Consider the following 7,787-nt stretch of genomic DNA (forward strand, 5'->3'; position numbering starts at 1 on the left):
GCCTTGAATTCACCGCTTGAAGCCAACCCCGATGCCCGGCGTGACGCGTCGTCCGCCGGGCGCGTTCGTGCGCCCGAAGGCACCTTCGAGCTGAGCCGCAAGCGCGTCGACGAACTCGACACGATTTTCGGCGAAGGCGGACTGCTTGCGCGCGCGCTGGACGGCTATCACCCGCGCCAGTCGCAGATCGAGATGGCGCGCGCGGTCGCGTCCGCGATGGAGGCGTCCGCGCGCCGGATGCCCGAGCCGGAAATCTTCGAGACCCGCAAGCGGCCGGCGCGCCGCCTCGGCGAAGGCGCCCAGGCGGCCGAGTCCGCCGCGGACGGTGACGCCGCCGACACCGACGGCGACGCCGGCGACAACACGCTGATCGTCGAGGCCGGCACGGGTACCGGCAAGACCTATGCATACCTGGTGCCCGCGATGCTGTGGGGCGGCAAGGTGATCGTGTCGACCGGCACGAAGCACCTGCAGGACCAGCTGTTCCAGCGCGACATCCCGACGGTGCGCAACGCGCTCGCGGTGCCGGTGACGGTCGCGATGCTCAAGGGCCGCTCGAACTATCTGTGCCATTACTACCTGCAGCGCACGGCCGACAACGGCCGCCTGCCGTCGCGGCAGGACACCGCGTACCTGCAGGAAATCGTCCGGTTCGCGAAGATCACGAAGAGCGGCGACAAGGCCGAGCTCGCGAGCGTGCCGGAGACGGCACCCGTGTGGTCGATGGTCACGTCGACGCGCGACAACTGCCTCGGCCAGGAGTGCCCGCATTACAAGGAATGCTTCGTGATGCAGGCGCGGCGCGAGGCGCAGCAGGCCGACGTCGTCGTCGTCAACCATCACCTGTTCTTCGCGGACATCATGCTGCGCGACACCGGGATGGCCGAACTGCTGCCGAACGCGAACACGGTGATCTTCGACGAGGCGCACCAGCTGCCGGAGACGGCCACGCTGTTCTTCGGCGAGACGCTGTCGACCACGCAGATCCTCGAACTCGCGCGCGACACGGTCGCCGAGGGCCTGAGCCATGCGCGCGATGCGGTCGAGTGGGTGAAGCTCGGCGGCGATCTCGAACGTGCGGCGCGCGACCTGCGCCTCGCGTTCGCGAACGACCAGATCGTGCGCATGTCGCTCGCGCAACTGGGCGACGATCATCCGATGTTCGGCGCGCTCGATGCGCTCGACGTGGCGCTCGATGCGCTTGCCTCGGCGCTCGCGAGCCAGGCCGAGCGGGCGGAATCGCTCGGCGCGTGCCTGCGGCGCGCCCGCGAGCTGCAGGACCTGCTCGCGGGCTGGGTCGCGCCCGGTGCGGCGGAAGCGGCCGCGAAGGCCGATGCCGCCGCCGCCGGCGACAAGGCGGCCGCCGATGACCCGAACGAGAAGGTGCGCTGGGTCGAGGTGTTCGCGCATACCGTCCAGCTGCACGAAACGCCGCTGTCGGTCGCGCCGATTTTCGCGAAGCAGCGCGCCGGCGTGCCGCGCGCGTGGGTCTTTACATCGGCGACGTTGTCGGTGCGCGGCGACTTCACGCACTACGCGGCCCAGATGGGGCTCAGCTCGCGGCGCTCGATGACGCTCGCGAGCCCGTTCGACTATCAGACGCAGGGCCTGCTGTACGTGCCGCGCAACCTGCCGCAGCCGTCGTCGCCGGCGTTTACCGACGCCGTGTTCGACGCCGCGCTGCCGGCGATCGAGGCATCGGGCGGTGGCGTCTTCATGCTGTGCACGACGCTGCGCGCGGTCGACCGGATCGCGTCGAAGCTGCGCGACGTGATCGAGTCGCGCGGCTGGAACATGCCGCTGCTGGTGCAGGGCGACGCCAGCCGCACCGAGCTGCTCGATCGCTTCCGTTCGTACGGCAATGCGATCCTCGTCGGCAGCCAGAGCTTCTGGGAAGGCGTGGACGTGCGCGGCGACGCGCTGTCGCTCGTCGTGATCGACAAGCTGCCGTTCGCGCCGCCCGACGATCCGGTGCTGGCCGCGCGGCTCGACGCGCTGACCAAGAAGGGTTTGAGCCCGTTCGCGGTTCACCAGCTGCCGCAGGCCGTGATCACGCTGAAGCAGGGCGCGGGCCGCCTGATTCGCGCGGAGACCGATCGCGGCGTGCTGATGATCTGCGATACGCGGCTCGTCGACAAGCCTTACGGCCGCCGGATCTGGCAGAGCCTGCCGCCGTTCAAGCGCACCCGCGAGATCGCGGTCGTGCAGGACTTTTTCGACGAGCATCGCGCGGAAAAACGCGCATAACCGCACCGCCGCCTGCTACGGGCGGCGCCAACAAAAAACCCGGCTCGATGGCCGGGTTTTTGTTGGTGCACGGGCGTCGCTCAGAACTGCCACCACGACTTCTTCGTGCCGGGGCGCGAGTGGCCGGTGATGTACGGGCTGTCCGGGAAAGTCCCCGCGAGCACGCGCTTCGTGTCTTCCGCGAGTTCCGGCTGGTTCAGCTTGCCGTACGACAGGATCATGATGTGCAGCGCGTCCTCGATCGCCGGCGCGCCCTTGTAGTCCTTGATCGCGAGCTGCGCGCGGTTGATCGCCGCGACATAGGCGCCGCGCCGATAGTAGTAGTCGGCCGCGTGCACTTCGTGCGAGGCGAGCGCGTTGACGATGTAGCGCATCCGGGCGGCGGCGTCCGGCGCGTACTTGCTCTTCGGGTAGCGGTCGACGACGACCTTGAACGCGTCGTACGATTCGCGCAGTGCCTGCGGATCGCGCTCGCTCATGTCCTGGCCGGAGAAGCGGCCGAACAGGCCGAGATCGTCGTTGAAGTGGATCATCCCCTTCAGGTAGTACGCGTACGGGATATCCGGGTGATCCGGGTGCAGCTGGATGAAGCGGTCGACGGCCTGGTCGGCGGCTGCCGCTTCGTTGTCCTTCCAGTTGCAGTACGCGACGTTGATCTGCGCCTGTTGCGCGAAATGGCCGAACGGATCGCGGCCTTGCAGCGATTCGAAATATTTCGCGCACTTGCCCCAGTCGCCGCCGGACAGTGCGTCCTGGGCCTCTGAGTATAATTTGTTGTTCGACCAGGTAGCCGTCTCGTCCTGCTTCTGCGGCAAGCCGTGGCAGCCGGCGATGAGGGCCGCGGCCGCTACCGCCGCAGCTCGGGCGGCGACGGTTTTGGCCGTACGTTTGGTCGAATTCATCATGCTCGCATGTCCTAGCTTCAAGTCTCGGTGACCCAGTCTAAATGACCCGTTCAAGTTCGCAGAATGCCCCGCGGGGCAAGCCAAATCGCGAAGATTATAGCCCAAGCGATCGGCCCGCCGACGCTGCGTCGGGGGATTCCCCCGATGACGATCTGGCTGCAGGCGCGCTGCAGCCGCCTGTGGTGCCGTCCGCGGCGGCCGACGAGGCGCCGCGCGTCGTCGAAGTGCCGCTGTCGCTGGCGGGTGAACGCCTCGACAAGGCGCTCGCCCAACTGTTCCCCGAATTCTCCCGCAGCCGCCTGCAGAGCTGGATCGAGGCGCAACGCGTGCTGGTCGACGGCGCGCCGGCGAAGATCCGCCAGCCGGTGCCGCTCGGCGCCAGGATCGAGCTCGTGCCCGACCTGCTGCCGGAGCAGCTGGCGTTCACGCCGGAGCCGGTGCCGCTCGACGTGATCTACGAGGACGACGCGCTCGTCGTCATCAACAAGCCGGCGGGCCTCGTCGTCCACCCGGCTGCCGGCAACTGGAGCGGCACGATCCTCAACGGCCTGCTGCACCGCTACGGCGACGCGGCGGCCGGCCTGCCGCGCGCGGGCATCGTGCACCGGCTCGACAAGGAGACGTCCGGCCTGATGGTGGTTGCGCGCACACTCGCCGCGCAGACCGACCTCGTGCGCCAACTGCAGGCGCGCACGGTGAAGCGCCGCTATTTCGCGCTCGTGTGGGGCACGATGCCCGAGGACGGCACGATCGACGCGCCGATCGGCCGCGATCCGCGCGAGCGCACGCGCATGGCCGTCGTCACCGGCGCGTCGGGCAAGCCCGCGCGCACGCATTTCCGCACGGTTGACACATGCATGTGGCAACGTCAGCCGGTGTCCGCGATCCAGTGCGACCTCGAAACCGGCCGCACGCACCAGATCCGCGTGCACTGCTCGCATGTCGGGCATCCGCTGCTCGGCGATCCGGTGTACGGGCGCGCGCGCGGCAAGCGCTCGGTCGCGCCGCTGCCGGACGGGTTCGCGCGGCAGGCGCTGCACGCATGGCGGCTCGGCCTCGTGCATCCGGTCACGGGCAAGACGATGCAGTGGCGCTGTCCGTTGCCGGACGACATGAACGCGCTCGTCGCGGCGCTGGGCTTCGGGCAGGGCGACGAGGAATTCGACGATGAAGACGGTGTCTACGACGATGACGATTTCGCCGGCGATTATCGGGATCACGACGAGAATCACGACGACGATTACGACGATGAGGAGGAGTGAGTGCCGATGACGAACCTGGCGCCGTTGACGTGGCAGGATTGCGTGCAGCCCGACTGGCAGGTGGCGCCGCGCGTGCGCGCGCTGATCACGACGCGCGACGGCGGCGTGAGCGAAGGCCCGTACGGGCGCTGGCAGGACGGCGCCGCGTTGCCGGGCGGGATGAATCTCGGCCCGCATACCGGTGACGATCCGGCCCATGTCGCGGCGAATCGCGCGCGCCTGCTCGCGCTGGCGGGGCAGTCGCGCGCGGCATGGCTCGAGCAGGTTCACGGCGCGCAGGTCGTGCGTGCGGACGAGGTGATCGAGGCCGCGCCGGCTGCCTCGGCGCCCGTGCAGGCCGACGCGAGCGTGACCGACCGCACGGGGGCGGTCTGTGTCGTGATGGTCGCGGATTGCCTGCCGGTGCTGCTGTGCGATGCGCAGGGCCGGGCGGTGGGCGCCGCGCACGCGGGCTGGCGCGGGCTCGCGGCCGGCATCGTCGAGCAGACCGCGGCGCGCGTCGCGGCGCTCGCCGGCGGCGCGACGGATGCGCTGCATGCGTACCTCGGGCCCGCGATCGGCCCGCAGGCGTTCGAAGTCGGCGCCGACGTGCGCGAGGCGTTTCTCGACACCGCTCCGCAGTCGGAGCATGATGAGACGCGGCAAGCGTTCGTCGCGATCGACGGCGCGCCCGGCAAGTACCTCGCCGATCTCCATGCGCTCGCGCGCCTGCGCCTCGCGCGCGCAGGCGTGGCGCACGTGAGCGGCCGGCGCGCGTGCACGGTCACCGAACCCGCACGCTTCTATTCGTACCGGCGTGACCGCGTGACTGGCCGCATGGCGGCGGCGATCTGGCTGGCCGATTGAAAGCTGACTAAGGGCTGACCGCGTGGGCTGACCGCGTGCGCCTGCGCGCGCGGTTTGTTGCGTTGCGAAATCGGCTTAACTCGATATTGGCGCGGCAATGCGGCGTTGCATGGACAACCGAATGAATAATCGCGAAGTCAAGTCAATCAAAATGTTTTATGTTTCGCCGGAAGCCTTGTCCCGCCTGTTGCGCGCGGATTATCTTCGAGCAGAAATGTTCAGCGGTTTGACGCAGCGCTTCACATGGGGAAAACGATAATGATAAAAATACCGCACTGCGGCAGAATCTGGAGACGCCTCTCCAGAGCATGACGGCCCGGCTCGCAACCGGCACGCCGCGCGCGAGCAGGATTTCACGATTGACGCTCACGAATCACCGGTAAGGCAGGTAATGACAGCATCGAAAAATTCGTCGACGTCCGCTCAGGCGGGCACTTCCACGGGCAGCACCGGATTCGGCCAGGCTACCCAGCCGATGCAGCAGATGTTCGAGGCATGGCTGAACGCGTGGCGCGGTTTCGCCGATCCGGCGCGCGCCGCAACGGCGTCGACCACCGCGAATCCATTCGCCGCATTCCAGTTCCCGACATCGGTTCCGTTCCAGATGCCGTCGATGCCCGATCTGGGCGCCTTCGGAGGCCTGGCATCGCCGTTCGCGGGGCTGAAGCTGCCGGTAGCCGCGATCCCGCCCGAACGGCTCCAGAAGTTGCAGGCCGACTATGCGCGCGACTGCATGACGCTGATGCAGCAGGCCGCCGCCGCGAAGCTCGAGTCGCCTGAACTGAAGGACCGCCGCTTCAGCGGGGATGCCTGGAAGGCGTCGCCCGCGCATGCATTCGCGGCTGCGTGGTATCTGCTCAACGCGCGCTACCTGCAGGAGCTGGCCGACGCGCTCGAGACCGATCCGAAGACGCGCGAACGCATCCGTTTCTCCGTCCAGCAATGGACGGCCGCCGCGGCGCCGAGCAACTTCCTCGCGCTCAATCCCGACGCACAGAAATCGATCCTCGAGACGCAGGGCGAAAGCCTGCGGCAGGGGATGATGAACCTGCTCGGCGACATGCAGCGCGGCAAAATTTCGCAGACCGACGAATCGCAGTTCGTGGTCGGCAAGAACCTCGGGTGTACCGAAGGCGCGGTCGTCTACGAGAACGACCTGATCCAGCTGATCCAGTACGCGCCGAAGACGGACAAGGTGTTCGAGCGGCCGCTCCTGATCGTGCCGCCGTGCATCAACAAGTTCTACATCCTCGACCTGCAGCCCGAGAATTCGCTCGTCGCGCATGCGCTGTCGAACGGCCATCAGGTGTTCCTCGTGTCGTGGCGCAACGCCGATGCGTCGGTCGCGCACAAGACGTGGGACGACTACATGAACGAAGGGCTGCTCGCGGCGATCGACGCCGTGCAGCAGGTCAGCGGTCGCGAGCAGATCAACACGCTCGGCTTCTGCGTCGGCGGCACGATGCTCGCGACCGCGCTGTCGGTGCTCGCCGCGCGCGGCGAACATCCGGCCGCGTCGATGACGCTGCTGACCGCGATGCTCGACTTCACCGATACCGGCATCCTCGACGTGTTCGTCGACGAGGCGCACGTGCAGATGCGCGAGCAGACCATCGGCGGCAAGAACGGCGCCGCGCCGGGGCTGATGCGCGGCGTCGAGTTCGCGAACACGTTCTCGTTCCTGCGGCCGAACGACCTCGTGTGGAACTACGTCGTCGACAACTACCTGAAGGGCCGCACGCCCGCCGCGTTCGACCTGTTGTACTGGAACAGCGACTCGACGAGCCTGCCGGGCCCGATGTACGCGTGGTACCTGCGCAATACCTATCTCGAGAACAAGCTCCGCGTGCCGGGTGCGCTGACGGTGTGCGGCGAATCCGTCGACCTGTCGCGCATCGACGTGCCGACCTTCATCTACGGGTCGCGCGAGGATCACATCGTGCCGTGGCAGACGGCCTACGCATCGACGTCGATCCTGACGGGTCCGCTGAAATTTGTGCTCGGCGCGTCGGGTCACATCGCGGGCGTGATCAATCCGCCGGCGAAGAAGAAGCGCAGCTACTGGGTCAACGACGGCGACCTGCCCGCATCGGCGGACGACTGGTTTGCCGGTGCGACCGAGCAGCCGGGCAGCTGGTGGACGACCTGGGTCGAGTGGCTCGACCAGTACGGCGGCCGCAAGGTCGCGCCGCCCGCCAAGGCCGGGAGCGAGCAGTTCCCGGTGATCGAGCCAGCGCCGGGTCGCTACGTGTTGCAGCGCGATTGACGAAAACCGGACAGCGGCGCACGCTGTCCGATGCACCGCAGTTTTTTTAACAGGGCCGGTAGCGATGCGCCGTGTCGTGCGGGCCCGGAGGAAACGGAAATGACGGACGTAGTGATCGTATCGGCCGCGCGGACCGCGGTCGGCAAATTCGGCGGCTCGCTTGCGAAGGTCGCGGCACCGGAGCTGGGCGCGACGGTGATTCGCGCGGTGCTGGAGCGTTCGGGCGTGAAGCCCGAGCAGGTGAGCGAAGTGATCATGGGC

Annotated in this window: 6 protein-coding genes and 1 pseudogene; 6 read left to right on the plus strand and 1 reads right to left on the minus strand. The window is 67.9% G+C overall.

Annotated elements, in window-relative coordinates:
• Positions 1 to 3: 3 nt before the first annotated feature.
• Complete coding sequence (locus U4Y91_RS14450) at positions 4 to 2,247, plus strand: ATP-dependent DNA helicase (protein ID WP_321805576.1); 2,244 nt, start codon at positions 4 to 6, stop codon at positions 2,245 to 2,247.
• An 80-nt stretch (positions 2,248 to 2,327) separates the two neighbouring features.
• On the opposite strand, the gene U4Y91_RS14455 is transcribed toward U4Y91_RS14450, so the two are convergent.
• A complete protein-coding gene (locus tag U4Y91_RS14455) occupies positions 2,328 to 3,152 on the minus strand; it encodes an outer membrane protein assembly factor BamD (protein ID WP_059604424.1) in 825 nt (274 codons plus the stop codon).
• A 41-nt stretch (positions 3,153 to 3,193) separates the two neighbouring features.
• Here U4Y91_RS14455 and U4Y91_RS14460 point away from each other — a divergent pair, with 41 nt between their 5' ends.
• From U4Y91_RS14460 to U4Y91_RS14480, 5 genes and pseudogenes are all read left to right on the plus strand, one after another.
• Positions 3,194 to 4,414, plus strand: coding sequence for an RluA family pseudouridine synthase (locus tag U4Y91_RS14460; RefSeq protein WP_321805577.1), 1,221 nt, complete (start codon positions 3,194 to 3,196; stop codon positions 4,412 to 4,414).
• A 6-nt stretch (positions 4,415 to 4,420) separates the two neighbouring features.
• Positions 4,421 to 5,260, plus strand: a complete 840-nt coding sequence (gene pgeF, locus U4Y91_RS14465) for a peptidoglycan editing factor PgeF (protein ID WP_321805578.1) — start codon at positions 4,421 to 4,423, stop codon at positions 5,258 to 5,260.
• A gap of 121 nt (positions 5,261 to 5,381) precedes the next feature.
• Positions 5,382 to 5,519, plus strand: coding sequence for a hypothetical protein (locus tag U4Y91_RS14470; protein WP_321805579.1), 138 nt, complete (start codon positions 5,382 to 5,384; stop codon positions 5,517 to 5,519).
• Positions 5,520 to 5,651: 132 nt separating this feature from the next.
• A complete protein-coding gene (gene phaC, locus U4Y91_RS14475) occupies positions 5,652 to 7,526 on the plus strand; it encodes a class I poly(R)-hydroxyalkanoic acid synthase (RefSeq protein WP_321805580.1) in 1,875 nt (624 codons plus the stop codon).
• Between the two features lie 99 nt (positions 7,527 to 7,625).
• Positions 7,626 to 7,787 (plus strand): annotated as a pseudogene (locus tag U4Y91_RS14480) (acetyl-CoA C-acetyltransferase); the annotation flags it as partial.

It is taken from the genome of Burkholderia sp. BCC1993, from assembly GCF_905339865.1.
Classification (GTDB): Bacteria; Pseudomonadota; Gammaproteobacteria; order Burkholderiales; family Burkholderiaceae; genus Burkholderia.